Consider the following 26,127-nt stretch of genomic DNA (forward strand, 5'->3'; position numbering starts at 1 on the left):
TGTCGGTGTCATTTAGGAATTGAAGATGCCAGCGAGCGCCTTGCGGCTGGCCTGCGTGTCGGCGCCCTCATTGACGTCCTGGCGCAGAAAAGCCTCGATGCGCGGCCACAGCGCGAGCGCTTCGTCGACTCGCGGGTCGGCTCCGCGCTGATAGGCGCCGATCGCGATCAGGTCGCGATTGCGCTGGTACGTGGATACCAGCGCGCGGAAGCGGCGCGCCAGCTGCTGGTGCTCGGGTGCGACGATGCTCTGCATCACACGCGAGATCGAGGCCTCGACGTCGATCGCCGGAAACACACCGGATTCGGCGATCGAGCGCGACAGCAGAATGTGGCCGTCGAGCACGCCGCGCGCGGTGTCGGCGATCGGATCGTTGGGATCGTCTCCTTCGGTCAGCACCGTGTAGAACGCGGTGATCGAGCCGCCGCCGCCGGTGCCGTTGCCGGCGCGCTCGACCATTTTCGGAATCAGCGCAAACACGCTCGGCGGATAGCCACGCGTGGTCGGCGGCTCGCCGATCGCCAGGCCGATCTCGCGCTGCGCCTGGGCCACGCGCGTCAGGGAATCCATCAGCAAAAGCACATTCTTGCCGCGGTCGCGAAAGCTCTCGGCGATCGAGGTGGCCAGCCAGGCGCCGCGCAGACGCTGCATCGGCGAGCGATCCGCCGGCGTTGCGACGACGACCGCGCGACGGCGGCCCTCGACACCCAGGCTATGGTCGAGAAAGTCACGCACTTCACGGCCACGCTCGCCGACCAGGCCGACGACGATCACGTCGGCATTGGTATAGCGCGTCATCATGCCGAGCAGCGTCGACTTGCCGACGCCGGTGCCGGCAAACAGGCCGAGACGCTGGCCGCGTCCGACCGTCAGCAGCGCATTGATCGCGCGCACGCCGGTGTCGAGCACATCCGTGATCGGTTCGCGCCGCAGCGGATTGATCGGCGTATTGCCTACGCTCGCGCGGTCACAGACCAGGCGGCCGATGTCGTCCAGCGGCCGGCCTTCGCCATCGAGCACGCGGCCGAGCAGGCCGTCACCGACTGGCACCGTCACGGTCTTGGCCAGCGGCACGACGCGCGCATTCGCCTGCACGCCGCGCAGATCGCCGATCGGCATCAGGTAGGTGCGATCGCCGTTGAAACCCACCACCTCGGCCTCGACCGCGCCGCCGTCGGCGTTCAATACGCTGACGCGGCTGCCGAGCCGAACCTGGCAACCGACCGCTTCCAGCGTCAGGCCGGTGACGCGCTTCAGCAGGCCTTCGACGACGACGGTATGGGCATCGGCGACACGGCTGCGCGCATTGCGCAGCGCGGAGACGAGCTTGAGGTCGCGATTGGCGCGTGGGGATGCCTTCATTGCCTGTCTCCTTCCCCCGCAAGCGGGGGAAGGCCGGGATGGGGGCGAAGCGGCGAGAACTGCTCCGCGACGTCTCGCCCCCACCCCAACCCTCCCCCGCTCGCGGGGGAGGGAGACCAACACTTACTGATCACTCCTGGTCTCCGAGCAGCGCCCGCGCGACACCCGCCTGCCTCGTATCCAGCAGCGCATCGACCATCGCGTTCTCGGTCACCAGTCGCACGTCGCCACGGCGCAGCGACTTGTCGGGCACCACACGCCAGCTGACGACGTCGGGCGGCGTCGGCAGATCCTTCAACAGGCTCGCGTCATCGGGGTGCAGGTGCACGCGCACATCGCGCGGCGGCGGCGACAGCGACGCCACCGCGTCGCGAACCGCCGCCGCGGTAATGCCGGGGTCGAGCTGCAGCTGCTCGTCGACCAGGCGACGCGCGACTTCGATCGTCAGCGCGATCAGCGTGCGCTCGACTTCACTGTCGAGTTCGGCCAGCGGCTGCGACAGATGCTTGACCAGCTCGGCCAGGCGCTGCGCCTCTTCGCGCACTGCCTGCCCACCGAGGCGGCGCCCTTCGGCGAGACCTTCGACAAGCCCGCGCTGATAGCCTTCGGCGTGCGCGGCCGCTTCGATTTCTTCCAGCGCCTCGGCGGTCAGAGGCGGTGTCGGCGGCTCATTATGGTTGACGAAGTTCAGCACCGGCATTTCCCAGCGCCGCGCCGATGCGGCGCTGTCGCCCATCAGGATCGCATCCGGAGCGTTCATCGCCTCAGACAAAGTCGTCGCCCTTGCCGCCCAGCTGCAGCTCGCCGGCCTCGGACAGACGACGCGCCACTAACAGGATTTCCTTCTGCGCGGCCTCGACGTCGGCGAGGCGCACCGGGCCTTTCGCGGCCATGTCCTCGACCAGCATGTCGGCGGCACGCTTGGACATATTCTTCAGCACCTTGTCCTTGACGCGGCTGTCGGCGCCTTTCAATGCGACGGTCAGCAGATCGCCGTTGACCTCGCGCAGCAGCGCCTGGATGCCGCGGTCTTCAACTTCGCCCAGATCGTCGAATACGAACATCAGATCCTGGATGCGCTGCGACAGATCCGAATCCATCTCGTTGATCTTGTCGATGATCAAGGACTCCATGCTCGAGTCCATCAGATTGAGGATATTGGCCGCGACCTTGACGCCGCCGACGCTGGAGGATTTCAGGTTGGTGCCGCCGGAGAACTGCTTCTCCATGATTTCATCGAGCTCGCGCAACGCGGCCGGCTGGATGCCGTCGAGGCGCGCGATACGCATCAGCACGTCGCTCTTCATGCGCTCGGGCAGCAGGCTCAGCACTTCGGCGGCCTGGTCGGAATCCAGATAGGCCAGCACGATCGCGACGATCTGCGGATGCTCGCTGCGCACCATATCGGCAACCGCGCGTGTCTCCATCCACTTCAGCGCCTCGAGGCCCTTGCTATTGCGGCCAAGCAGAATGCGGTCGATCAGACTGCTGGCCTTGTCTTCACCCAGCGCACCGACCAGCACGCGACGCACATAGTCGTCGGCGCCGACACCGATCGAGGTTTGGGTTTCGAGTTCGGTGACGAAGCGCGTGACCACGGTCTCGGCGCGGTCGCGCGACACGTTCGACAGCGAGGCCATCGCCTGGCCGATGCGCTGCACGTCCTTGGCACCCATGTGCTTGAGCACCTGCGAGGCTTCGTTCTCACCGAGCGACATCAGCAGGATCGCAGCCCGTTCCGGGCCGGGTACCTTGCCGCCTTCCACTTTGGCTTCAACCATCTTCGTTCAACCAGGTTTTCATGACTTGTGCGACACGCTTCGGGTCCTGAGTGACGGCGGCGCGCGCCGATGTGATGTGCGACTCGTAAGCCGACGGCGGCAGCGCAGCGTGTTGCTGCGCCTGCAAGGCATCGTTCTGGCTCGATATCGACAGCTGATCGGCGGCGAGATGCTCACCGCTGAGGGCCGCCTGGCCTTGGTATTCAGCAGAAGTTCCGCGTGGCTGATCCTCGCTCGGACGGCCGCTGATCAGAGTACGCAACAGCGGACGGACCACAAACAGGATCAGCGCCAGTACCGCGATTGCGCCGGCGCCCTGGCGCGCATAGTCGCGCACGTCGCCGCGCTGCCAGATCGGCAGCTCCGGCTGCGGCTCGATCGCCTCGGCAACGAAGGGCGCGTTCTGCACGGTGACGGTATCGCCGCGTGCGGAATCGAAGCCCACCGCCTGCTTCGCGAGCGCCTCGACCTTGGCAAGCTCTTCCGCGGTCAGCGCGATGCTCGCCGGCTTGCCGTCGGTGCCGATGCGCGTGAGGTTGTCCACCAGCACCGCGATCGACAGACGCTTGAGCCGGCCCTGCGACTGCCGGGTATGGCTGAGCGTGCGGTCGAGTTCGTAGTTGCGCGTCTCAGAGCGCGTGCTCTGGCTCGGCGGCGGTGTCGCGGTCGCGGTCGTCGCCGTGGTCGCGGCAGCCGCGACGGTTTTCGGATCGGCCGGCGGCGTCTGCGACACGGCAGCCGGTGGCTGGTTGCTGGTCGAGCCCGGAATGCCGGCGGCCTCGCTGCTGCTGCCGTCGCGGCGCTGGCTCTCGTTGGTCTGCTCGCTGCGCACCACCGAGTTCTGCGGGTTGTAGGTTTCGCGGGCTTCTTCGGTGACCGAGAAATCGAAATCCGCGGCAACCTGGGCACTGAGCCGGTTGGCGCCGACCATCGGCGCGAGCAGCGACTCGATGCGGCGCACGTAGTCGGCCTCGGCACGGCGCGTGAACTGGTATTGCTCGGTGCTTTCGGCGAATTCGTCGTTGCGCTTGTCGCTGCCGAGCAGGCGGCCGAACTGGTCGATCACGGTGACCGCGGTCGGCGCCATGTTCGGCACGCTGGACGCGACGATGTGCTGGATCGATTCGACCTGGTTGGCTTCCAGCGTGCGCCCGGCCTTGAGCTCGATGACCACCGAGGCCGAGGCCGCGCCGCGATTGCCGCCAGTGAAGGCGCTGGGCTTGGGCACCGCCAGATGCACTCGCGCGCTGCTGACCGGCTGCAGGCTGGAAACGGTACGTGCCAGCTCGGTTTCCAGAGCCAGCTGATAGCGCGCGTTCTCGATGAACTGCGACACACCGAAGCCCTGCTCGCCCTGGATCATCTCGAAACCCTGGGCGCCGCCTTTCGGCAGCCCCTGGGATGCCGCGCGCAGCCGCGCCGCGTGCACCTGATCGGGCGGCACCGTGACGTTGCCGGAGCCGGGATCGAGCCGGTATTCGATGTTGGCCGCGCGCAGCGCGTCGGCGAGCTCCGAGGAATCCTTGTCCGACAGGCCGGCGTAGAGCGCCACGTACTCGGGCTTCTGCGACCAGTTGAACATCGTCAGGCCGAGCGCGACCGCGATCGCGACGCCGCCGAACAGCGCCAGCTGGCGCAGCAGCGGAATGTCCTTGAGCCCCTGCATCTGCCGCAAGCTCGCCATCGCTCCGGACCCGGTTAGCTCAGCCATGCTTGCGTGCTCGCTTGTGTGCGTTCATTCGATTGATCGGATGTGTTCGTGTTCGGCAGTCGTGGGCAGGCCGCTACAGCGGCATGTTCATGACGTCCTGGTAGGCGCTGACGACGCGGTTGCGCACCTCGACCATCGCGCGGAACGAGACCTGCGCCTTAGCCGATGCGACCATCACCGTCGCCAGGTCGGTGTTCAGGTCGCCGAGTTCGAAGGCCTGCTGCAGCTTGCCGGCCGCGTTCTGGCTATCGGCGACGCCGTCGATGCCCTGCCTGACCATCGCGCCGAAGCCCTGCGACGGCGTCGCCTGGGTAGCCGCAAGGTCGGTCGCCAGCGGCGGGATGCCGGCCGGCCGCAGACCCGCCTGCTGGCTGAGCGAGCGGATCTGCGAAAGCACGCTGTTGACGTCGATGCTGCTCATCTGCGTGAGGCCCGGATACGATGTGGACGAGCCCTTAAGGCAAGCGCTGTGCCCGTGCCCGCGGCAGAGCCCGGCGCCGACAGCCGCCGTGTTTCCGTCGCGGGCCGAACCGGTTCTGCGCGGCACCGGTGACGGAACCCCGTCACCGGTGCCGCGGGCCGCGCTATTCTCGGCATCCACCCGCAACGGCAGCGCCATGGCCAACTCCGACACCACCGCCCAGCAGGCCCGCGGACTTCTGGCACGCCGCCATCAGGGCATCCTGTCGACGATGTCACAGACCATGACTGGTTATCCGTTCGGCTCTGTGGTCACGTTCGCAGCGGACCGCGACAACCGCCCGCTGATCCTGATCAGCACGATCGCCGAACACACGCGCAACATCAAGGCCGACCAGCGCGTGTCACTGACCCTGACCGAAGGCGGCGACGACAGCCAGGCCGAAGCGCGGCTGACCATCGTCGGCATTGCGAACGCCGTGCCCGAGGCCGAGAGCGAGGACGCCGCGGCCCGCTACTACCGCCGCTTCCCCCACGCCGCCGGCTACCACCGCGCACACGACTTCTCGTTCTACCGGATCGAGCCGCTGCGCGGCCGCTACATCGGCGGCTTCGGCAGCATCCACTGGATCGAGACCGAAGCGCTGAGCCTGAGCAATCCGTTCAGCGAAACAGACGAAGCCGGCATGATCGACCACATGAACCGCGATCATGCCGACGCAATGCTCGCCTACTGCAAACTATTCGGAATCGAAATCGGCAAGGAGCCACCGCGGATGTCGGCAATCGACAGCGAAGGCTTCGACCTGATGCTCGGCCACCGTCTGGCGCGTATCGCATTCGACGCGCCGGCGCAGACGCCGGTCGAGGTGCGCAAGGCGATGGTCGCGCTGGTGCAGCGCGCGCGAGTTGGTGGCTTGGTGTAGCTAACCAGCAGCAGCCCCCGAAGGTGGGGACTCGCTCTTGTTTTGTCGCTTTACTTCTGGTGAGTTGGTGAACTCGTTCACATCACCCCTTTCAAGCTCCGTTGTACTGTAAGCCCAGGGACAAACCTCGTCTGCCGATCCGCAGACGAGCCAGGGGCAGTCAGGGAGAGAGTCATGAAAGGGATGTCGTCGGCTGTGAAATATTCGGTACTTCTGCGTGAACTTAAGAGCAGCGTGAATCGCCTTGTAAGATTCTTCCTGCAAGCGCTAGTCATCATTTCGGCAGCCGGCTTAAGCCTCTATACGCCAGCCATTCTCGCCGAGCAGGGCGACGACATCTGTTTCGCTCTCTATCGGGACACCGGTGCAATTCCCGGCGAAGGTCTCGATTGCAAGCTGACAGCCAGTTTGGCCAGCATCGATCTATCCAGCTATTACTGCACCGCCGGAACGAGCATCATCGAGCGATACTGCGGCTCTTCCATCGATAAAAATGCAGGCGACAACTGCGAAAATGGAGGGCCAGGCGTTAGTAACCCGATCAATCCGGGCACTGGCAACAAATATCAGATAGAGCGCGATTTTTCCGTGGCTGGTGTTCATCCGTGGACATTTACGCGCACTTACAACGGCGACAATGGCGTACTTCAAAGAGGTGTATTCGGGCAAAACTGGTCGAGCAGCTTTTCACAGAAGGCCCAACGTCTGACCGATAGCCGCATGCTGGTCTCTCGCCCCGATGGCAAGGCCTATGCTTTCAAGCTGAGCGGCGGGCAATGGACTTCTCCGGACGACGTTGCCGATCGGCTGACTCAAGTGAATAACTCATCCGGCATTTTGACGGGCTGGCGATACACCGTTGCCAGCGACGATTCGGTCGAAACCTATAACGCAACCGGACTGCTGACATCGATACGGTATCGCGATGGCTGGCTTTTGACGTTTGCCTATTCATCGGCAACTACGCCTGCGAACATCGCACCCGTGCCCGGCTTGCTGATCACGGTGAGCGATACTGCCGGACGCAGTGTCAAGCTCAAATACGATACATCCAGCCGCGTAGTGCAGATTGCTGTACCCGGAAACGGCAGCTACCAGTATCAGTACGATGGATCCAGCAGCAACTGCAGCGCCTGCAAAAACCTGACTTCGGTGATCTATCCGGACGGCCTCGAGCGCACCTATTTCTACAACGAGGCTGCTTATACCGCCGGCGCCAACCTGCCGAATGCCTTGACCGGTATTGCCGATGAAAGCGGCGCGCGTTTCGCCACCTACCAATACGACAGCTTCGGACGAGCCGTCTCCAGCGAGCATGCGGGCGGTGTCGCCAAATACACGATCGCGTATGACAGCCTCGCAGCGAGCAGCACCGTCACCGATCCGCATTCCACCATACGAACCTCGGGATTCCAAAGTGTGCTGGGCGTCGTCAAGCAGACTGCACAGGCACAGCCCAAGAGTAGCGGCCGGGGGACAGATGCCCGAAGCTGGGCATTCGATGACGCTGGCTATCCGTCGAGCAGGGCCGACTATAACGGCAACCTCACGAACTTCAGCTATGACGGCATCAGGGGTTTGCAGACGCTCCGGACCGAAGCCTCCGGCACTCTACAAGCGCGCACCGTTGCCACCATCTGGCTAAGCAACTATGACCTTCCGAAGCAGATCGACGAATACGCGGGTGAAACTGCATCAGGCCTGCCGGAACGTTCGACGACGTTCACTTACGACGGAACGGGAAACCTGCTAACTCGCACCACCAAGGACCCTTTAACAGGCCTTGCGCGCACCTGGTCCTACTCCAACTACACCAGCTACGGACAACCGCAGACCATCGATGGCCCGCGGAGCGACGTTGCCGACATCACGACCGTCAGCTACTACCCGATCGTTCCAGGCAACGCCACTTCGGGGCAGCTATACCAGATCAAGAACGCTCTGAACCACATAACCACCTTGAACAGCTATGACGCCAACGGGCGCCCCACCCAGATCACCGATCCCAACGGTACGGCCACCAAGATCAGCTATTTCCCGCGCGGCTGGCTCAAGACTGTACAGATCGCGTCAGAGATCACCAGCTTCGACTACTGGCCGACCGGCCAGATCAAGCAGGTGAGTTTTCCGGCAGGGATGAGTCTGAGCTACCACTATGACGATGCCCAGCGTCTGACCGATATCTACGACCAACTGGGTGATCGCATTCATTACACCTTGGATGCGATGGGCAACGTAACGCAGACAGACACATTCGACCCCGAAAATACGCTGGTTCAGACCCACAAGCGGATATATGACGCGCTCGACCGCTTATCGAAGGATGTTGGCGCAAAGACCGCCGAAACCGTGAAGTATGCATATGACGCCAACGGGAATCTGAGCACGATCATCGACCCGCTGAATCATCAGACTGCTCACGCCTACGACGCCCTCAACCGGCGCTACCAGAGCACCGACGCGGACCAGAACGACATCCACTACGTGCTCAACGTACTCGACCAGATTACCGCCATCACGGATCCGCGTGGTTTGACGACCGCATACACCATCGACGCTCTGGACAATATCGGAATGATTGAAAGCCCGGATGCCGGCATCATTCAGCACCCGCAGCTTGACCAGGCAGGCAATCTCATCCAGCAGATCGATGCCAAGCAACAACTTACTTCGTACGAGTATGACGCGATCAATCGGCTCCGAAAAATCACTCACGCCGATGGCTCGGTCATCAACTTCCAGTACGACGAAGGAGCCAACGGTATCGGACGCCTGACCACCATGACCGATCCTTCCGGCTCTACACACTGGAGCTACGACGCCAACGGCCATGTCGTCGGCAAGAGCCTCAGCATCAACGGCAAGAGCTTGTCCACCAGTTATCAGTACGACGCTGTCAGCGGGCAGATCAGCAGCATGACCCTGCCCTCCGGCAAACGAGTGGGTTATTCCTGGAGCAACGGCCAGATCATAGCCCTGACGCTCAACGATAATGCGCTGGTTTCATCCATCACCTATCAGCCTTTCTCCGGGCCCAGCAGTTGGACCCTGGCCAACGGCGAAGCCGTCGGCCGTAGCTACGATCTTGACGGCCGCATCGTCTCGGACCCGGTCAGCGCCAAGATCGAATACGACAACGCTTCGCGCATCACGGTGTGGAGGCCGGGAAACCGGAGCGTGATGAGCGGCACCCGCCGCTACGGCTATGACCGGATGGGCCGCTTGACCAGTTACAGCGGTGGCCTTGGCAACTCCTTCCGCTACCAGTACGACGCCAATGGCAACCGCGAGCAGCAGGTCGCCGGGCTGACGCGGACGACTTACATCATCGATCCCAGCAGCAATCGCATCACGCAAAGCAAGCGTGGGCTGGGCAAGGACCAAGTCACCGACTACGGCCACGACGACAACGGAAGCCGGACCAGCACCGGCACGGCCACCCTGAGCTACGACACCGCCCGCCGGCTCTCGGGCTATCAATCGGCCACACATTCCGCCCAGTATCTCAACGACGGCCTGGGTCAGCGAGCGCGCAAGGCAGTCGACGGTATCTCCACGCTATTCGTCTATGACGAAGCGGGACACCTGCTCGGCGAATACGATGCAAACGCGGCACCAATCCAGGAAACCGTCTATCTCGGTGACATGCCCGTCGCGCTGCTCGCCCGTGGCGCCGTGCACTACATCCATGCCGACTACCGCAACATGCCAAGACAGATAGACGACCAGAACCAGAATGCCCTCTGGGCCTGGGATCCGACACCGTTCGGTGACAATCTCCCTGATGAAAGCCCTTCCGGCGTGTCGGTCAGCTTCGTCTACAACCTGCGCTATCCCGGCCAATACTTCGATGCAGAGTCAGGGCTGTTCTATAACTATCAGCGGGATTACGATCCAGCGTTGGGACGGTATCTGCAATCCGATCCGATTGGACTGGCGGGAGGGCTGAATACTTACAGCTATGTCGGGGGGAATCCGGTTTCGCTCACCGATTCGCTCGGTCTGTATTCACTTACAGGAACCCTCGTCTTCGGCCCCTATGGTGGGCAAGTAACAATCTACGGCTTGGGCTCCATCCCGAGCCTGAACTTGAATAGCCTTACCGCGATCGATGTGAGACTTGCAGGCGGATTCGCGGCCGGATACAAGTTCGATCCAGATGGCGCGAGACCACGATCCAATCTGAGGGCCAGTCTCTTCTGCCAAGCTACGGCCGCATATGGGCCAGCGAAAATAGGGGACAGCTATGCCCTTGGCATCGACATCAATCCGATTCAAGGCAGAGATTTACCGGAAACGCTGCAGAACCTTAGCAATATGATTACTCCTTTCCATGGACCAACCGACCCGACCTTCTCCCCCAATGCCAGCCTACAGGGAGGAATCTCGGCGAATGGAGGCATCGACTTTTACCTGCCACTGGGCGAATAAGCATGATGAAAAAACCTTGGCTGAGCCTTCGGATTCTGTTTGTACTAGCGGCCTCATTCTGGTTTTCCTTCTCTGGCGGACTCCCTGCCACGGAGAAGAACCTTGACGGCTCTGCCGTAGGCACGATGGTTTTCTTGGCTACCTTTTCCCTACTGGCAGTCGTATTTTTTTCCGCGATGTCTGCCGTCGGGGCGCGTTTTCTGAAGATAAGGTGGAGATATCCGGATTGGTGTGTTAATCCACTGTGGCCAATCGACCCTTTGCAACTACTGCACATCGCAGGGTTTTCTCTTGTCGGTGTCGGGGTCTTGATCTTTCTTCGTCATCGCTTTTCCGGATTGAACGGAAGCTCCGGATTGTATTTATGTAGTATCGGAGTTGGAGCCCTTTCGGGGAATTACATTTCAGCCGCTCTATTTTTGTCACGAGTCTGGACAGGAAATAATGAGGCAAGACCTCAACACGGCAAACTATAGGGTTGTGCGACGCTTCCTAGTTAGAGCTTCACCGCAGCCAGATTAATCAACGTCTCCTCGCGCGTCGCGCGGGGGCGCAGGCCGAACCAGCGCTCCATTACGCCGAGGTCGCTGCGACTCCACCATAGGTAGGGATAGGAAACTGACTTCGGGTCGATCGTGAAGCCGGCGGCGCGTAGCATTGCCAGGTATTCGTCGGCGGTGCGCTGCACGTCCATCGGGTGGCGGAACAGCAGGCGGATGATCCAGGAGTGGATGTATTTGCGCGTCGATTCGGCGAACAGCAGCACCCCGCCCGGCTTCAATACGCGGATGAATTCGCGCAGCGCGGCGTCCTGTTCGACCAGGTGGTGGAAGGTCTGATGGCACAGCAGCAGGTCGACCGAAGCGTCGGCCAGCGGCAGTTGCGAGCAGCTGCCCTGATGCAGTTCGACGTTCAGACCCTGCTGCTGCACGGTCTCGGCCGACTTGGCCAGCATCTCCGGGTCCAGATCGATGCCGATCATGCGTTGCGGCGCGAAGTTCTCCTTCAGCAGCGCGAACGAACGCCCCCAGCCGCAGCCGATGTCGGCGACGACCTCATAGGACACCCGGCACTGTGGAATCAGCGGCAGCAGATCGGCGATCGCACGCCGCAGTACGTGCGTGGACCAGACGTCGGTGCTCAGGAACCAGACACCGAAACGCGATTCGGGCACATGCAGTGCGGACACCGGGCCGGCGTTGAGAGTGTTTACGTCCATGCGAAGTCCGGAAGAGAAAATACCGATGGGGGAAAGTCTACGCGCTGGTTGGCGGCGTGTGGACGACGGGGCGAACGTAGGTTGGGGTGAGCTTGCGAACCCCAACAGTCGTCCCGCGCCAATGTTGGGGTTCGCAAGCTCACCCCAACCTACGCAGCGGGCATCACGCTGAGGCGACCACTAGCAAGCTGGCGGCCGGCGGCGCTGACTTCGAAGTCGTAGATCGAGCCAGCGGCACTGGCGATGCGCCGGTGCGCGGTGATTTCGAGTGGGGCGTCGATGTCGTCGATGCGGCCGACCTGCAGCTGCAGGTCGCGCACCGAGGCAAGTACACCGGGGCTGGGCGCTCGCACCAGCAGGCCACCATGCACGGCCGCCGCCTGCGCCGCGTATTCGATCAGGTGGATAGCCGACAACTGGCCGTCCGCGCGCAGCGGATGATCGTCCGCGCGATGCGAGTCGCTGCTGCACAGCACGCGATCGGCATCCCATCCGACGACGCGGTCCAGCAGGCACATGCGACCCGCGTGCGGAATCAGTCCGAGTATGGTTTCGCGGTCGATCACGGCGTGGCTAGCCTGACGCGGAGCACGCGATCGCCGACCGTCGGCAGCAGGACTTCGCCGGCAATGCCACGCGCCAGCGCCTGCAACAGCGGCAGGGCGCGAGCCGCCGGATTGCCGACGCGCAGCGCCTCCAGTCCGGCCTCCGCGATGGTATCGGCGCTTCCGTCGCCGATCGACATCGCGATGCGTGCAATGCAGCCGGGCGTCGCACGCGCGCTCAGCACCAGTGCGGTCGCGAACGGCCCGGCAATCGGTCGGCGCTCCAACAACGGTGCGGGCAGCGCAATGTCGTAGGCCACCAGCAGCACCTCGGCTCCGTCGGCGGCCCAAGTGAAGGCCTCAAGCAAGCCGGCCGCGAAACTCCAGTCCCAGGCCGACAGGCTGGTCGATGGCTTGGCGCAGGCAGTGGCGATGCTCCAGTAACCGGCGGCGGCGTTGTGCACCGAGTTGTGGAAGTCGGTAGGCGAGACCATGCGCGCGGGCTCGGCCAGTGCCGAACAGATGCGGTGAATCACCGGCGTATCGGCGTCGGACGAGGCGAACACTGTCGCCAGATCCTTCGGCGCGAAAACGCCGTTCTGCATCGCGTCTTCGGCAGCGCGGAACGCGAGGCGCACCGCGCCGCCGGCACGGCGGCGCTCGTTGGCCGGCAACAACTGCGGCTGATACGGAGGTAATTCTCCGGCGACATAGGCGCGCTCGCCGCGCAGCAGCGCTCGCGCTTCGGCCCAGTTCGGCAGGCCCGGGGCCGCGAGGCCGATCGCCTGCACGTAGATCGCGGTTCCGGGAGCGCTCATGTGGCGGCTCCGAACAACAGGCTGCAGTTGCTGCCACCAAAGCCGAAGGAATTGCTCAGCACGCGGTGCAGCGGACGATGGCTGGAGCGCATCTGGATCGCGCATCGCAGCTGCGGATCGAGCTCGCGCGTGTTCAGGCTGCGCGGCACGAAACCCTGCTGCAGGCAGATCAGCGAAATCGCCGCTTCGACGATGCCGGCCGCGCCCAGCGTATGCCCGGTCCAGCCCTTGGTGGAACTGCAGCGGGTATCGGCACCGAAGACCGCATGGACGCCGCGATCCTCGGACAGATCGTTGACCGGCGTGCCGGTGCCATGCAGGTTGACGTAGTCGACGGCGTCCGCGGCAAGGCCCGCACGATCCAGCGCGGCCTGCATTGCGGCGGCAGCGCCGAGGCCGTCCGGATGCGGCGTCGACATGTGATAAGCGTCACTGCTCTCGCCATAGCCGAGCAGGACGGGATCGGTAGCGCAGTCGGTCCGAACTTCGAGCAAGGCGAAACCCGCCGCCTCGCCGATCGAGATGCCGACGCGGGCCGCATCGGCCGGGCGGCACAGGTCTACCGAAATCAACTGCAGCGCATTGAAGCCATACAGTGTCGTCAGACACAGGCTGTCGACGCCGCCGACGATAGCGGCATCGCAGATGCCGCCATGAATCGCGCGCGAAGCGGACGCAAAAACTTTGGCGCTCGACGAACAGGCCGTGGAGATCGCGATCGCCGGTCCCGACAAGCCCAGCTCCAGACGCATGAAATCGGCGATTGAGTAAGTATTGTGCGTACGGCGATAGTCGAAGTCCGGGGATAGCGGCGACGACGCGCCGTCGCGCGATGCGTACGCGCGCTCGGTCTGACGGATGCCGGCGGTGCTGGTACCGATGAATACGCCGACGCGGTCGGCGCCATAACGTGCGCGCGCTGCACTGGCCGCCTCGCGGAAGCCGTCCTGATTCAGGCCGATGCGAGCGAGCCGGTTGTTGCGGCAATCCCAGCCGGAAAGCGCGCCTTCCAGCGCTTGATCGAGTCCGCCGACCTCGCCGATCCAGCACGACAGCGCGCTGTCTTCGAATAGCCGCGACGATAGACCGCTGCGTTCCTCGCGCAAGGCCTGCCAATGCGCATCGACGCCGCGGCCGAGTGCCGAGGTCACCGTGTATCGGCTAATTCGCAGCGGCGTCATGGCAACCAGAAATCATAGAAGTTGAACCAGTTGTACGGCGCCGACTTCGCGTAATGCGCAAGCCGGTCGGCATAACGCTGCGCGCAAGCCTGCACTGCTCCGGCGCGATCGCTGCGCGGCAGCCGGATATGCCGGTCGAAGACTTCGTAGTGGCAATCGTAGCGGCGGCCACCGCGATACAGCCCGAAGCCGAGCAGCACCGGCACACCGAGCACGCCCGCGAGAATCCAGGGACTGGCCGGCAGGCGCACGCGGCCGCCGAGAAAATCGACTTCGGTTGCAGGTTCGTCCTCGCGCAGACGGTCGCCCATGATGCCGATCACATGGCCGGCAGCCAGCGCCTGCTTCAATGCCAGCACCAGCTCCGGGCCGCGCGCGGACGCATCGATCACGTTGGCGGCGAGGTCCGGATTCAGCGCCTCGAGCATCTGCGTGACCATCGGGTTGTGCGCGCGATCCATCAGTACGCGCACCGACAGACGATGGTCCTGCGTGCCATTGATGCGCAGGGCCTCGAAGCTGCCGATATGCGACACCAGAAGAATGCAGCCACCCTCGCGCGCGATCTCCAAAATCGGGCCGTGGCGATGCTCCTCCACTGCCAGCTGGTCGCGGCCGCCGCTGAGCAGGAACACCCGATCCAGGGCGCAGGAGGCGAAGCTGAAGAAATGCCGCGCCTGATCGCGCCAGTTCGGCTCGTGGCCGAACACACGTCGCAGATAGCCGATCGAAGCGCGACGCAGCGATCCGCCAGTCAGCAGAAAATAGCCGACGATGGGATACAGCAACAGGCGCACCGGCGCGCGGCCGAACCGCCGCGCCAGAGCGATCAGCAAGGCCAGCATCAGCGGCGTGCTGCGTTCGCGCTGCGCTTTCCATTGCGGGTCGCCGCCGCGAATCTGCTGCTGCCGGCTCATGCGAGGCTGATGCTGCCTTGCGCCAGCACGCCCCCGCGAGATTCGCAGCGGAATTTCCACAGCGTTGCGCTCACTTGCTCCAGCACGATCTCGAAAGCCTGCGCCGGCAGCAGAACCTGTAGAAATTTTACCGTCGGCACTCCGCTGATGCGCGCGGCACCGGAGGTCGCGCAGACCGCGGCGGCGACGCACTCGAGCATCACCACGCCAGGGACGATCGGCCGGCCCGGGAAATGTCCGATCAGGCTCGGATGCTCGGCCGGAACCAGCGCGCGGATGCGTAATTCAGCGCTCAATGTGCGACCCCAGCGCCGCGAGCAACGTTGCGCGCGACAGCTTGCCGAGTTCGTTGCGCGGCAGACGTTCGAGCCGGATTAGCGGCCGAGGCAGCAGCACCGGATCGAGGCTCTGCGCGAGACGCGCCAGGATAGCCGCGCGACTCAGCCGAGGCGCGACCACCAGCGCTGCGGGCCGTTGCTCGGCATCGCCGTCGACCGGCGGCAGAAACACTATGGCGTCCTCGACGCCCGGCACGGCGAGCAGTCGCGCGGTCAGCTCGGACAGCGAGGCGCGCTTGCCGCCGACCTTGACCAGATCGTCGCCACGGCCGAGCAGCCGGAAGCGCTGCTCATCGATCGCCTCAACGCGGTCCTGCAGCGGCAGCGGCTCCGGCAGATGCGCGGCGTGGATCACGGATCCGTCGGCGTCGGCACGCAGCCGTGTGCCTTCATGCAGCTGCCAGATGTCGCCGAGGACGCTACGCCGTGTCGCCAGGCTACCCGCTTCGGTGCAGCCGTAGATTTCGTATACCGGCGCGTCGAATCGCGCTTCGGCCTCGGCCGCGCGCTGCGCGCTCAGCGGCGCGGTCGCGGACACGATCGCCGCCACTCTCGGAAATTTCACCGAGGCCGCGACGCAGGCGCGCAGATGCAGGGGCGTGGTCACCAGCAGGCGCGGCTCCGGCACCGCCGCAAGCGCGTCGGCGATGTCCTGCGCAAAGAACGGGCGCGCCGAGGAACTGCGGCAACCGGCGGCCAGTGCGAGGCTCATCGTCAACTCGAGCCCGTACATATGCTGGGACGGCACGGTGCCGACGACGTTGATGCCCACTGCGGAATCGAACAAGCGCGCCGCGGCGAGCCGCGCGGTCGCGACCAGCGTGCCCCAGGTCTTGGCGTGTGCTTGCGGCGCGCCGGTGCTGCCCGAGGTATAGGCGATGGCGACGGTCGCGCCCGCCGCGATCCGCGGAGATTCGCGCGCAGGAAAGGCCTTGGTCGACTCCGGCAACACGAGCACTGGACACGGTGCCTCGGCGTGCGTGCGATCGCCGACCAGATAGCAGCCGGGATGCGCAGCAGCTATCCGCCCGATCATTTCCGGAGCCGCGCTCGGCGGGAGCAAGTTGATCTGTCCACGCAAGGCAATCGCGACGAAGGCGAGCATGAATAGATAACGGTCCTCGCAGAGATTCAGTGCGGCCGCCGCATCCGGCAGGCTGGCCGCCAGTGCCGCAGCTTCGCCGAGAAACTGCGCGGCGCTGACCGGCACCGAGCCGCGCCAGGCGAGCACGTCGTCCATCCGGCTGGCGTCGATGATCGTCAGCATCGTCTCAGGCCGCGTGATAGCGGGTGCGAATCAGCGTCAGCAAATGATCGACGAAGCTCTGATGCGGCTGGCCGCGAAAGCGAATGCGCCGGTACCCGTATTCTCCGACGAACAGCAGGCCTGTCAGCAGATAGTTGATGAAGTTGGTAACAAGCGACCACAGCCACAGCGGGCCGGTCAGCGCGAGTACGAACGCCGCGGCGACCTGCAGCGCGAGCACGAACACCCAAAGCCAGGTCACGTGACGTGTGTAGTCGAGACGCGCTTCATCGAGCGGTCCCGAAGAGGCTTGCGCGATGCGGGTCACGAGCGGCATCCGGCCGCGGCGCAGCGATCCGGCAAATACCAGCAACAGCATGCCCGGCAGCGCGATCGGCGGTACGAACAGCGCGTAGATCGCGCCGCCGAGCAAGCTCAGCCCATAGAACGCGGCGCTCGCCGCGACCAGCAGCAGCCAGGCATTGACGCGAGCGGCACGCAGCGAGGCGTACAGCGGAATCGCGGCCAGCAGCACCAGTGCCAGACATTCGAGCGCCGGCTGCTGGCGCAGCACGGCCAGGTGCACGACGATCAGATAGCAGATGCCGAGTACGATTTGCACGAGCGGGGAGCCGGCCGGCTTGCGTCGCTGCGCGGATTCAGCGGCGGCGCGATTGCACGTGCGCACAGAGTTCGCGTAGCGAGCTGAAGATCGTCTTGGTGTCGGCGTCGTCGGAGCGCAGCTCGACGCCGTATTTTTGCTGGATTGCCAACGCAATCTCCAGCGCGTCGATCGAATCCAGACCGAGTCCGGACTGATCGTGGCCGAACAGTGGAGCGACCGGATCGATCGCCGCCGCGTCCCTGTCTTCAAGGTTCAGAGCCTGGACCAGCAGGGCCGCCAACTCGAGTTCCACTGCCGTTTTTTCGATCACCACACCCGACGCCATATCACTGCCTGATTGTTTGAGCTGATTGTTTGAGTACTAATCCGGGATCGCCCTGAGGGCTTTCCCCGGCGGTTTGCTCGGCCGCTGCGCGATCATCATCGCATGCCGTCTGCGCCACTTGTAGGCAGGCCGTGCGCGCATGCAAACTGGTTTTATCTGACAGCGTCGACCCAGCCTCAGTCGAGCCTCAATCAAGCCTCAATAGCGGCCCATGAACCTGCTTCGCCGTCGCATCGATCTTGCCTGGCGCCTTTTCGGCACCGCCTTCAGCTTCGCCTGCTTCGGCGTCGGCGCGATCGTCATCAGTATTACCGTATTCCCCGCGATCCGCCTGATCTCGCCTGATCGCGATCTGCGGCGCCGCCGCATCCAGCGCGCGATGCGCCAGGTGATGAGCCTGTTCGTGTGGCTGATGAAGACGCTGGGCGTCATCACCTGCGCCGTGCACGGCGCAGAAAAACTGCGCAGACCGGGGCAGCTGGTAATCGCCAATCATCCGAGCCTGATCGACGTGGTGATGCTGATCGCGCTGATGCCGCAAGTGGATTGCATCGTCAAGCAGGCGCTGTGGCGCAACCCATTCCTGCGCTGGCCGGTGACCTGGGCTGGCTATATCCCGAATCGGGACCCCGAAAATCTGGTCGAGGAATGCGCAGCCGCGTTGCGCGCCGGGCGCTCGCTGATCGTGTTCCCCGAGGGTACGCGCACGGTTCCGGGCGCTCCGATGCATTTCAAGCGCGGTGCCGCGCAGATCGCGCTGGCCGCCGGCTGCGAAGTGCGGCCGGTCCGGATCGAGGTCGCGCCGCCGATGCTGGGCAAGCACCACCACTGGCATTGGGTGCCGCCGCAGCCCGGACATTGGCAGATCGAGGTCGGCGAAATCATCGCGCCGTCCGAGATCGCGGCCTTCGGCGGCGCGCAGGGCCTGGCGGCGCGGCGCCTGACCCGACACTTCCTGGACCGATTGTCCGGCGACCTCCCAGCGCCAGCACCCGTATAATCCGGGTTTTAGGGCAGAACACCTCGCGCACATGCGTAGTCGAGCAGAAATCTTCGAGCACCTCAAGGCCAAGCTGGTCGAGCTGTTCGAGACCGACCCGGCGAAAATCACGCCCGAGGCCCATCTGTACGCCGATCTGGACATCGACAGCATCGATGCGATCGATCTGGTGCTAGCGCTGAAGGAATACACCGGCAAAAAGATCCAGCCGGAGGAATTCAAGAGCGTGCGCACGGTCGGCGACGTGGTCAACGCGATCGAAGCGATCCTGGCCAAGTAGTCGGCTCACGCCGAGCGAGCGCCGCAGCCGAATGAGCCTCCAATCGCCACCGGTGCTGCGCGCAAATCGTCTGGATTCGCGCCTGGATTCAAGCCTGGATTCGCGCGTCGAACTCGAGTTGCAGCTGAGCCCGGATCGGGATCGGGCAGACGGCCCCTTCGAGGGGCACTTCCCCGAGCATGCGGTGCTGCCCGGCCTGATCCAGCTGCACTGGGTGGTCGAGCTGGCGCAGCGTCATCTGCAGGTCGGCGCGAGGTTCCGCGATCTGGTCGGCGTCAAGTTCCAGAAAGTAATCCAGCCCGGTCAGCGGCTGAATCTGGAACTGGAGTGGAACGACGCGCTCGGCGAACTGCGCTTCCGCTACCACGCATCTGGTGATACGTACTCGTCCGGCAAGCTGCGCGTCGCCGATCGGGCAGCGTAGTGCCTGAGTCGTTCAAACCCTGCATCGTGGTGCCGTTCTACGATCACCAACTCGCCATCGGCCGCACCGTCGACCGGCTGCGCGGCTGCGGCTTGCCGTGCTGGCTGGTCGACGACGGCAGCAGCGCCGAGGCGCAAACCGTGCTGTACGACATCGCCGCTGCGGAATCGGGCTGGCTGCAGCTGCTGCATCTGTCGCCGAACCAGGGCAAGGGCGTCGCGGTGATGGCGGGCGCCGCCGCGGCGATCGCGGCCGGCTACACCCACGCGGTGCAGGTCGACGCCGACGGCCAGCACGATATCGACGACATCCCTCACCTGCTGCAACTCGCGCGCGACCAGCCGGCGGCGCTGGTCACCGGTGTGCCGATCTACGACGAGTCGGTGCCGCGCTCGCGTCTGTACGGCCGCTACCTCACCCATTTCTGGGTATGGATCCACACGCTGTCTTTTTCGATCCGCGATTCGATGTGCGGTTTTCGCGTGTACCCGCTCGCGGCTACGCTGGCGGTGTGGGACGCGGGCGGCGTCGGCCGGCGCATGGATTTCGACACCGCGATCATGGTGCGGCTGTATTGGCGCGGCGCCAGGGTTGTACAAATGCCGACGCGTGTGAGCTACCCGCTCGACGGCGTCTCGCACTTCGACCTGCTGCGCGACAACCTGCGCATATCGTGGATGCATACACGGCTGTTCTTCGGCATGCTGCCGCGCCTGCCCGGCCTGCTGCTGAAACGGCTCGGAGCCAGCTGATGGAAGCGGCAGAACGAAGCGTCGAAATCCAGATCAAGGTGCCGTTTCACGACGTCGATTCGGCGGGCATGGTATGGCACGGCCATTACGCCAAGTACTTCGAAGTGGCGCGTTGCGAGCTGCTGGAAAGCTTCGGGTATTCGTATATGGCGATGATCGAATCCGGCTACACCTGGCCGGTGATCGACATGCATCTGCGCTATGTGCGGCCTGCCACGTTCGGTCAGCAGATCGCGGTTCGCGCAACGCTGAAGGAATGGGAACACCGGTTGCGCATCGGATATCTGATCCGCGATGCCAACACCGGCGAGCGCATGACCAAGGGCGACACCGTGCAGGTCGCGGTCGATCTGAAGAACATGGAAATGCAGCTGGCATCGCCGCGCGTCCTGCTGGAACGGCTCGGCATCGCAAAATGAATCGTAAAATGAAAAGCTCGCTCCCGATGCTCGCGATCGGCCTCGCCGCCTGGATCAACTGCATCGGCGGGACAGCGACGGCCGCCGATGCGGTGTTCGCGCATCGCGCCGACCCGGCGACGGTGCAGAAACTGCTTTCGGCGCCGGCGCGCGAACTGAGCCGTAGTCCGGTGCTGCGCGGGCATTTTTCGCAGCGCAAATTCCTGCGCGAGCTGCCGACGCCGTTGACCTCGAGCGGCGATTTCCTGTTCGCCCGCGATCTCGGCATCAGCTGGCATACACGAGTGCCCTTCGACTCCGAATTCGTGCTCAGCCGTACCGGCATGATGCAGAAGGACTCCGGCAGTGTCGCAATGAGCCTGTCGTCCGATCAGCAACCGGCATTGCAGATCGCGCTGCGCCTGTTCGTCGGCCTGTTCTCGCTGGACCTCGATGCGCTGGCTGCGGATTTCGATCTTTACGGAATCAAGACCGGCGAGCACTGGCAGCTGGGCTTGAAACCGAAAAGCGCCGCGATGTCCGCGGTGTTCAACGAGGCGCTGGTCGATGGCGCCACCACCGTCGAGAGCGTGGAGATGCATGACGCCAGTGGCGACCGCACGCTGATTACGATCCTGGACATGCAGACCGCTCCTGCACCGACGCCCGAAGATCGCCGGCACTTCGCGCGCTGAGCACGCGATGCTGAAACTCCGCTTCTGGATCTGGACCGTCGCGATGCTCGCAGTGGCGGCGTTGTTTCTCGCCGATGTGCGGCCCAAGCTGCGTGTCGAAACCGATCTGCTCGCCTTGCTGCCAGCGTCCGAACACGACGCGATGGCCAGCGAGGCACTGCGTGTGTATTCCGACGGCGTCGCGCGCAAGGCGCTGTTCCTGGTGGGCGCGCCCGACGCGGCGCAGGCACGCGCGGCCGCGGCTGTCTTCGCCAAACGCTTGAGCGATTCCAGGGTTTTTGATCAGGTTCGCCTGCAGATCGACGCCGCCGGCACCGACGTCGCCGGCGTCTACGCGCCGCATCGTGACGGCCTGCTGTCGGCACGCGCTCGGCAGCAACTCGAAACCGGGCAAGGCGATCAGCTGCTGGCCGATGCGCTACGTGCGATCTACGGTCCGGCGGCTGCGCTGCGGCCGCTGCCAGTCGTTCAGGACCCGCTGAATCTGCTCGGCGATTTTCTGAGCCAGGCGCTGGTACCGATCGGCGCCGCAGTTCTGCGGGACGGCGTGCTCATGGTGTCCAATGAAAAGGCCCGCTATGTGCTCGTCAGTACCGAACTCAGCGGCAGTCCGTTCGCCAGCGACACTCAGGATCGGGTGATGCCGGTGCTCGACGCGGCGCTGGCGGAAGCACGCGCGACGCCCGGTGTTGCCGTGCTCTGCTCCGGCCTGCTGCTGCACGCCGCGCAGGCGACACGCTCGGCGCAGCGCGAAATCGGCACCGTCGGCACGCTGTCGATGATCGGCGTCGTGCTGATGGTGCTGCTGACTTTTCGATCGATCCGGCCGCTATGGCTCGCGGTGCTGGTACTCGGCAGCGGCGCACTCGCCGCGATCACTGCCTGCCACTACCTATTCGGCAAGATTCACCTGATCACCCTGGTGTTCGGTACCGGCCTGATCGGCGTCGGCATCGATTACTCGAATCACTTTCTGGCCGACCAGTTCCACCATCCGCAGCACTGGACGCCGCAGCGCGCGATGCGCCACATCGGCCCCGGCATCGCGATGGGCATGAGCTGCGCCGTGCTCGGCTATGCCGCGCTCGCGCTCGCGCCGCTGCCGGGCTTGCGGCAGATGGCGATCTTCTCGGCGGTCGGCTTGCTGGCATCCTGCCTTTCGGTGCTGTGCTGGTATCCGCTGCTGGCGCGCGCCGGCCGTCGCCTCGACCCTCCCCTGCTGTTGCGTGTGTCGCTGCGCATCGACACGCTCGTCGGCCGCATCGCGGCCGCGCGCGCGTCGCGCTGGCTGCTGTTGGCGACGGTGCTGATCGGCGTATTCGGTCTGTGGCGCCTGCACTTCGCCGACGACGTGCGATTGCTGCAGTCGTCGACGCCGGATCTGCTGCGCCAGGAGCGCGAAGTCCGCGAGCTGCTGCGCGACGTGCCGGACAGCCGTGTGTTCCTGGTGCGCGGCGCCAGTCCAGGCGCGGTACTCGCCGCGGAAGAACAGCTGCGCGTATCACTCGACGCGCTGGTTGCGCGTGGCGCGCTCGCATCGTATCTCGCGCTGAGCCGCGAGCTGCCATCGGCCCAGCGCCAGATCCACGATCGCGAACTCGTGGCCGCGCAGCTGTACTCGGTGAACGGCATCGCGCCGCGGCTGCTGGCACAGCTGGGCTTCGCGCCGGACGTGATCGCGGCGCAGCAGCGGCGCTTCGGCGCTACCGGCAACGACGCTCCGCTGCTGCTCGAAGACTGGCTGCAGACGCCGATCGCACAGCCTTTCCGCAGCCTGTGGCTGGGACGCATCGGCGATGGTTATGCGTCGGTGGTCGCGCCGGTCGGCGTCCGCGACGCGGCCGCGGTCGCGAGTGTCACCGCGCCCGGCGCACGCTACATCGACAAGGTCGCGGACATCTCCGCCGCGCTCGGACGCTACCGGGAACGCGCCGCGCTGCTGATCGCTGGCGCCTATGCGCTGATCGGCCTGCTCCTGGTCTGGCGCTACGGCGCGAAAACCGCGCTGCGGCTGCTCGCAGTACCGGTCGGCGCGGCGCTGCTGACGCTGTCGCTGTTCGGTCTGGCCGGCGCCAGCGCCAGCCTGTTCAACGTGCTGGCGCTGTTCCTGGTGCTCGGCCTGGGCGTGGATTACGCGGTGTTTCTGCGCGAAGCCGGCGAAGCCCGCGGCGCGACCTTGCTGGCGCTGAGTCTGTCGACGCTGGGAACGGTGTTGTCCTACGGCCTGCTGGCTTTCAGCGCCACGCCCTTCATCCGCTCGCTGGGTCTGACGCTGCTGATCGGCATCCTGCTGACTTATCTGTTCGCGCTGTTGAGCCAGCGGCCAGCGACGAACCAGACCTAGCCGCCTGTCGAGCTTGGGATTGATCGGCGGATGGTACGTGCCAGCGCGTCCAGCCGGCGTAGCGCCAGCGGCCCGGTATAAGGATTGTCGCGATCCCAGGCGTAGCCGGCGAGCACCGAACAGATCATGCGGCTGATCTTCGTATCCTTGGCCTCGTGGAAGAAGATGTCCTGCAGCCGGCCGTCGTACCAGGTATCGACGAAGGCGCGGAAGGTTTCTACGCCGTAGCGCAGCGGCGCTTCGAACTCCTGCTGCCAGTCCACGGTCCCGCCGCACAGCTGGCGCGACACCAGCGGCGCTACCAGTTCGGCCGACTTCAGCGCGATGGTCACGCCGCTGGAGAACACCGGGTCGAGAAATTCCGCGGCATTGCCGAGCAGGGCGAAGCCTGGGCCGGCCATGCGACTGACGTTCGCCGAATAACCACGCAGCTCGCCGGCCGCGAACACCGGCTCGGCGTGCTGCAGCAACTGCTTCAACCGCGGGACTTCGCGCTGCAGCGCCCATAGACGCTCGTCAAGGCTGCCGCTGCGCGCATCCATGAACGCGGCCGGGCCGACGACACCGATCGAGCAGCGCCCGTCGGAGAACGGGATCAGCCAGTACCAGACGTCGCGATGCTCGGGATGCACATTGACCAGAATCTTCTGCCGGTCGAACGCACCGGCCGGAATGCGATCGTGAATCTGCGTATACAGCGCAATCCGCAGCGCCTGGTTCGATGGCGATTCCAGACCCAGCAGCCGCGGCAGCGTGCGCGCGAAGCCGCTGGCGTCGAGCACAAAACGCGGACAATGTTCGTGCAGCGCTCCGTCCGCGTCGCGCCAGCCGACGCGCGGGCGCTCGTCACTGAAATCGACGCTCAGGGTCTCGCAGCGGAAACGCACGTCGGCACCGAGCTTTTCGGCTTCGCGGATCAGCAGGTGATCGAACTCGGCGCGCGGAACCTGGAAGGTGTAACTCGGGCCCGGCGAGGATTTCTGTGCAAAATTGTAGGCCGCATACCGATCCTGCCAGGCGAAGGCGGCGCCGTTCTTGAACTGGAAGCCCGCGGCCTGCACGACTTCGAGCAGGCCCGCCTGCTCGATCAAGGCCAGACTCTGCGCCAGCAGCGACTCGCCGATCGAGAATCGCGGGAACTGCTGCTTTTCGAGCACGAGCACCTCGTGCCCGAGCCGCCGCAAGTGGACGGCCGCCAGTGCGCCGGCAGGCCCGGCACCAATAATCAGAATCTCCGACACAATATCCCCGGCGCCCGTGCTCAGGCTTATAAAATATTCAACGTGACTCGAAGCCTGTCATTCCCATTGTTCAGACTCTGCGGTCCCTCGCAGCCGCTGCGCTCCCGGCGTCGCGGCCTGCTGCCGGTCCTTTTGCTGTCACTGCTGTTGCAGGCCTGCATCGGCGCCCCGGTACGCCCTGATCCGGCAGCACCGCTGCCGACCCTGTCGCCCGCTGCGCTGGACACCGTGCATCGCTCGCGTCAGATTGTGCATGCCGCTTTCGGCGAACGCGAGGCGGCACTGCAATGCGTGCTGGATATTGATGCGGCGCGGATCACCGTGATCGGCCTGAATCCGACCGGCCAGCGCTTGTTCAGCCTGGTTTCCGACAGCAGCGGCAACAAGCTCGAGCAGAGCCCGCTGATCGCCGCGCCGATTCCGCCGGAACGCTTCCTTGCTGATCTGCAGCTGGTCTACTGGCCGCTGGCCGCCTGGCAGGCCGCGACCACCGGTAGCGGCTGGGTCGTCAGCGAGCCGGTGCCCGGCACGCGCCGTTTGAAATATCGCGAGCGCCTGATCGCCGAGGTTCACTACGCCGGCAGTGATCCCTGGCGCGGCCGCTTCTGGCTGAGCAACTTCCAGTTCGGCTACAGCCTGGCGGTCGAGGCGGAGCCGCTGCAGTGAGCGGGATACCGATGCTGGTGCCGGGCTGCCGCTATCGGCCCGAGCAGGTGCTGCCGCATCGCGGCCGGATGCTGCTGCTGGATGAAATTGACGACTACGGCGCTGACTGGGTGCGCTCTATCGTGCGCATCCGCGCCGACAGCCTGTTGCTGGGCGACGCGGGCGTACCGGCCTGGGCCGGCATCGAATACATGGCGCAGACCGCTGCGGCCTGGAGCGGCATCGAGCAGTTGCAGCGCGGCGTGACACCGGGCATCGGCTTCCTGCTCGGGTCGCGGCGCTACCGCAGCGCCTGCGAACACTTCGCGGCCGGCTGGGAATTGCGAATCACCGCACAATTGCTGCTGCGCGACGACAACGATCTGGCGATTTTCGACTGTGCAATCCAGCATAATGAGCAGCGCCTGGCCTGGGCGGATATCAAAGCTTTCAGGCCGCAGGACGTAGGGGAGTTTTTGGGGCGGTGACCCACGCGCATTCGT

General features: G+C 64.7%; 26 protein-coding genes. 11 read left to right on the forward strand and 15 right to left on the reverse strand.

The window, feature by feature from the left end; genetic code table 11:
• Nucleotides 1–12: 12 nt before the first annotated feature.
• From fliI to fliE, 5 genes are all read right to left on the reverse strand, one after another.
• The gene (fliI, locus tag JWQ90_RS11685) at nt 13–1,362 is read right to left on the reverse strand and encodes a flagellar protein export ATPase FliI (protein ID WP_299693849.1); all 1,350 of its coding nucleotides are present in this window, start codon (nt 1,360–1,362) and stop codon (nt 13–15) included.
• A 130-nt stretch (nt 1,363–1,492) separates the two neighbouring features.
• Complete coding sequence (locus tag JWQ90_RS11690) at nt 1,493–2,122, reverse strand: FliH/SctL family protein (protein WP_299693852.1); 630 nt, start codon at nt 2,120–2,122, stop codon at nt 1,493–1,495.
• A gap of 4 nt (nt 2,123–2,126) precedes the next feature.
• A complete protein-coding gene (gene fliG / locus JWQ90_RS11695) occupies nt 2,127–3,143 on the reverse strand; it encodes a flagellar motor switch protein FliG (RefSeq protein WP_299693855.1) in 1,017 nt (338 codons plus the stop codon).
• A complete protein-coding gene (gene fliF, locus JWQ90_RS11700; protein ID WP_299693858.1) occupies nt 3,136–4,854 on the reverse strand; it encodes a flagellar basal-body MS-ring/collar protein FliF in 1,719 nt (572 codons plus the stop codon). The genes fliG and fliF overlap by 8 nt, the downstream gene beginning before the upstream one ends.
• Before the next feature lie 73 nt (nt 4,855–4,927).
• Nucleotides 4,928–5,275, reverse strand: coding sequence for a flagellar hook-basal body complex protein FliE (gene fliE / locus JWQ90_RS29185; protein ID WP_366919503.1), 348 nt, complete (start codon nt 5,273–5,275; stop codon nt 4,928–4,930).
• A 196-nt stretch (nt 5,276–5,471) separates the two neighbouring features.
• Here fliE and JWQ90_RS11710 point away from each other — a divergent pair, with 196 nt between their 5' ends.
• Together JWQ90_RS11710 and JWQ90_RS11715 are read left to right on the forward strand one after the other, a co-directional pair.
• Nucleotides 5,472–6,200 carry a DUF2470 domain-containing protein gene (locus JWQ90_RS11710; protein WP_299693864.1) on the forward strand — a complete coding sequence of 243 codons (729 nt, stop codon included), beginning with the start codon at nt 5,472–5,474 and terminating at the stop codon, nt 6,198–6,200.
• Between the two features lie 174 nt (nt 6,201–6,374).
• Complete coding sequence (locus tag JWQ90_RS11715) at nt 6,375–10,631, forward strand: RHS repeat-associated core domain-containing protein (protein ID WP_299693867.1); 4,257 nt, start codon at nt 6,375–6,377, stop codon at nt 10,629–10,631.
• Between the two features lie 496 nt (nt 10,632–11,127).
• Here the strand turns inward: JWQ90_RS11715 and JWQ90_RS11720 are convergent, their stop codons facing one another.
• The 9 genes from JWQ90_RS11720 to JWQ90_RS11760 all read right to left on the reverse strand — a co-directional run bounded on the left by JWQ90_RS11720 (nt 11,128) and on the right by JWQ90_RS11760 (nt 17,833).
• On the reverse strand, nt 11,128–11,850 hold the full coding sequence (locus JWQ90_RS11720) for a class I SAM-dependent methyltransferase (protein ID WP_299693870.1): 723 nt from the start codon (nt 11,848–11,850) through the stop codon (nt 11,128–11,130).
• A 149-nt stretch (nt 11,851–11,999) separates the two neighbouring features.
• Nucleotides 12,000–12,416 (reverse strand): hypothetical protein, encoded by a 417-nt coding sequence (locus JWQ90_RS11725; protein WP_299693873.1) that lies wholly within the window; start codon nt 12,414–12,416, stop codon nt 12,000–12,002.
• The gene (locus JWQ90_RS11730) at nt 12,413–13,213 is read right to left on the reverse strand and encodes a beta-ketoacyl synthase chain length factor (protein ID WP_299693876.1); all 801 of its coding nucleotides are present in this window, start codon (nt 13,211–13,213) and stop codon (nt 12,413–12,415) included. The genes JWQ90_RS11725 and JWQ90_RS11730 overlap by 4 nt, the downstream gene beginning before the upstream one ends.
• The gene (locus JWQ90_RS11735) at nt 13,210–14,394 is read right to left on the reverse strand and encodes a beta-ketoacyl-[acyl-carrier-protein] synthase family protein (RefSeq protein ID WP_366919499.1); all 1,185 of its coding nucleotides are present in this window, start codon (nt 14,392–14,394) and stop codon (nt 13,210–13,212) included. Before JWQ90_RS11735 ends, JWQ90_RS11730 begins: the two co-directional genes overlap by 4 nt.
• Nucleotides 14,391–15,311, reverse strand: coding sequence for a hypothetical protein (locus JWQ90_RS11740; protein WP_299693880.1), 921 nt, complete (start codon nt 15,309–15,311; stop codon nt 14,391–14,393). Before JWQ90_RS11740 ends, JWQ90_RS11735 begins: the two co-directional genes overlap by 4 nt.
• The gene (locus JWQ90_RS11745; RefSeq protein ID WP_299693883.1) at nt 15,308–15,607 is read right to left on the reverse strand and encodes a hypothetical protein; all 300 of its coding nucleotides are present in this window, start codon (nt 15,605–15,607) and stop codon (nt 15,308–15,310) included. Before JWQ90_RS11745 ends, JWQ90_RS11740 begins: the two co-directional genes overlap by 4 nt.
• Nucleotides 15,597–16,916 (reverse strand): AMP-binding protein, encoded by a 1,320-nt coding sequence (locus JWQ90_RS11750; protein ID WP_299693886.1) that lies wholly within the window; start codon nt 16,914–16,916, stop codon nt 15,597–15,599. Before JWQ90_RS11750 ends, JWQ90_RS11745 begins: the two co-directional genes overlap by 11 nt.
• 4 nt (nt 16,917–16,920) lie before the next feature.
• Entirely contained in the window at nt 16,921–17,517 is a 597-nt protein-coding gene (locus JWQ90_RS11755; protein ID WP_299693889.1) for a hypothetical protein, read from the reverse strand.
• Between the two features lie 37 nt (nt 17,518–17,554).
• A complete protein-coding gene (locus JWQ90_RS11760) occupies nt 17,555–17,833 on the reverse strand; it encodes a phosphopantetheine-binding protein (protein ID WP_299693892.1) in 279 nt (92 codons plus the stop codon).
• 223 nt (nt 17,834–18,056) lie between these two features.
• Here JWQ90_RS11760 and JWQ90_RS11765 point away from each other — a divergent pair, with 223 nt between their 5' ends.
• The 7 genes from JWQ90_RS11765 to JWQ90_RS11795 are packed head-to-tail and all read left to right on the forward strand — an operon-like array spanning nt 18,057 to nt 23,738.
• Nucleotides 18,057–18,845 (forward strand): lysophospholipid acyltransferase family protein, encoded by a 789-nt coding sequence (locus JWQ90_RS11765; protein ID WP_299693895.1) that lies wholly within the window; start codon nt 18,057–18,059, stop codon nt 18,843–18,845.
• Between the two features lie 31 nt (nt 18,846–18,876).
• Nucleotides 18,877–19,125 (forward strand): acyl carrier protein, encoded by a 249-nt coding sequence (locus JWQ90_RS11770; RefSeq protein ID WP_299693898.1) that lies wholly within the window; start codon nt 18,877–18,879, stop codon nt 19,123–19,125.
• Between the two features lie 31 nt (nt 19,126–19,156).
• On the forward strand, nt 19,157–19,549 hold the full coding sequence (locus tag JWQ90_RS11775; RefSeq protein ID WP_299693901.1) for a hypothetical protein: 393 nt from the start codon (nt 19,157–19,159) through the stop codon (nt 19,547–19,549).
• Complete coding sequence (locus tag JWQ90_RS11780; protein ID WP_299693903.1) at nt 19,549–20,301, forward strand: glycosyltransferase family 2 protein; 753 nt, start codon at nt 19,549–19,551, stop codon at nt 20,299–20,301. The genes JWQ90_RS11775 and JWQ90_RS11780 overlap by 1 nt, the downstream gene beginning before the upstream one ends.
• On the forward strand, nt 20,301–20,720 hold the full coding sequence (locus JWQ90_RS11785; protein WP_299693906.1) for a thioesterase family protein: 420 nt from the start codon (nt 20,301–20,303) through the stop codon (nt 20,718–20,720). Before JWQ90_RS11780 ends, JWQ90_RS11785 begins: the two co-directional genes overlap by 1 nt.
• 8 nt (nt 20,721–20,728) lie before the next feature.
• On the forward strand, nt 20,729–21,394 hold the full coding sequence (locus tag JWQ90_RS11790; protein WP_299693908.1) for an outer membrane lipoprotein carrier protein LolA: 666 nt from the start codon (nt 20,729–20,731) through the stop codon (nt 21,392–21,394).
• A gap of 7 nt (nt 21,395–21,401) precedes the next feature.
• A complete protein-coding gene (locus tag JWQ90_RS11795) occupies nt 21,402–23,738 on the forward strand; it encodes an MMPL family transporter (protein ID WP_299693910.1) in 2,337 nt (778 codons plus the stop codon).
• Here the strand turns inward: JWQ90_RS11795 and JWQ90_RS11800 are convergent.
• On the reverse strand, nt 23,735–24,979 hold the full coding sequence (locus JWQ90_RS11800) for a tryptophan 7-halogenase (RefSeq protein WP_299693913.1): 1,245 nt from the start codon (nt 24,977–24,979) through the stop codon (nt 23,735–23,737). The two genes, JWQ90_RS11795 and JWQ90_RS11800, sit on opposite strands and share 4 nt — an antisense overlap.
• Nucleotides 24,980–25,021: 42 nt before the next feature.
• Between JWQ90_RS11800 and JWQ90_RS11805 the strand changes: the two genes are divergently transcribed.
• Entirely contained in the window at nt 25,022–25,645 is a 624-nt protein-coding gene (locus JWQ90_RS11805; protein ID WP_299693915.1) for a DUF3261 domain-containing protein, read from the forward strand.
• Entirely contained in the window at nt 25,642–26,112 is a 471-nt protein-coding gene (locus JWQ90_RS11810) for a hypothetical protein (RefSeq protein WP_299693917.1), read from the forward strand. Before JWQ90_RS11805 ends, JWQ90_RS11810 begins: the two co-directional genes overlap by 4 nt.
• Nucleotides 26,113–26,127 lie beyond the last annotated feature (15 nt).

Source organism: Hydrocarboniphaga sp. (assembly GCF_028291725.1).
Lineage (GTDB): Bacteria > Pseudomonadota > Gammaproteobacteria > Nevskiales > Nevskiaceae > Hydrocarboniphaga.